The 1,128-nt window shown below is 71.5% G+C and carries 1 protein-coding gene; it reads right to left on the bottom strand.

Going from position 1 to position 1,128, the window contains the following annotated elements; all coding sequences use genetic code 11:
- Positions 1 to 1,128, bottom strand: a 1,128-nt coding sequence (locus tag ACWEFL_RS36120; RefSeq protein ID WP_451721363.1) for a non-ribosomal peptide synthetase, incomplete at both ends; no start/stop codon positions are given.

Raw genomic sequence — 1,128 nt, 5'->3', positions numbered from 1 at the left:
CCGACCACCGCCCACTGCGCGAACCCCGGCGCAGCGGCGTGCTCCCCCAGCGTCCGCATCACCGGCGTCCACGGCACCACACCCACACCCGAGTCCGCCTCGGCCGCAACAGCATCGCCGCTCGCCGTCCCCACCACCGCGGCAAGCCCCGCAGGAGTCTCGTACTCGAAAACATCCTGCACCTTCAGCACCAGCCCCGCACGCTGAACCCGCGCCACCAACTGCATCGACATGATCGAGTCGCCACCCAGCTCGAAGAAGCTGTCCTCGACCCCGACCCGCTCCAACCCCAGCAACTCCGCGAAAGCCCGGCACAACACCGCCTCCGACTCCGACTCCGGCCCCCTCCCGGAGACCCGGCCCGCGAAATCCGGCGCCGGCAACGCCCCACGATCCACCTTCCCGTGCCGCGTCACCGGCAAGGAGTCGAGCGCGATGACGGCTGCGGGGACCATGTAGTCCGGCAGCCGGGTGGCGGCGTACGTGCGCACATCGCCGGTCTCCACCCCGGCCGGGCCGTCGGGCACGACGTAGCCGACGAGACGCCGTTCGCCCGGGGTGTCCTCACGAACGGTCACCACGGCCTGGGCCACGGACGGATGCGCGGCGAGGGCCGCCTCCACCTCACCCGGCTCCACCCGGAACCCACGGATCTTCACCTGCGCATCCGCACGCCCGACGAACACCAGCGTGCCCTCATCGGTCCACCGCACCAGGTCACCCGTGCGGTACATCCGCTCACCCGGCACGAACGGACACGCCACGAACCGCTCAGCCGACAGACCGGGCCGCTCCCAGTAACCACGCGCGAGGCCGGCGCCTGCGACGTACAGCTCACCCGTCACCCCGGGCGGCACCGGCTGAAGAAAGGCGTCCAGAACATAGGTCCGGCGCATGGGCAGCGGTCGCCCGATCGGCAAGGGTGGGGCGAGGCGGGTGTCGGGGCGCATCAGGTGCCAGGTCGCGCAGAGGGTGGTCTCCGTGGGCCCGTACAGATGACGCACCGTCACCTCCGCGCACGCCTCCCGCACCTGGGCCACCGACGCGGCAGGCACCACATCCCCACCCGTCAACACCTCACGCAACCCCGCAAAACACCCCGGCGCCTCCCCCGCCAGCACCCGAAAC

This window comes from Streptomyces sp. NPDC004838, assembly GCF_053600955.1.
This window is presented reverse-complemented; position numbering and strand designations above follow the sequence as displayed.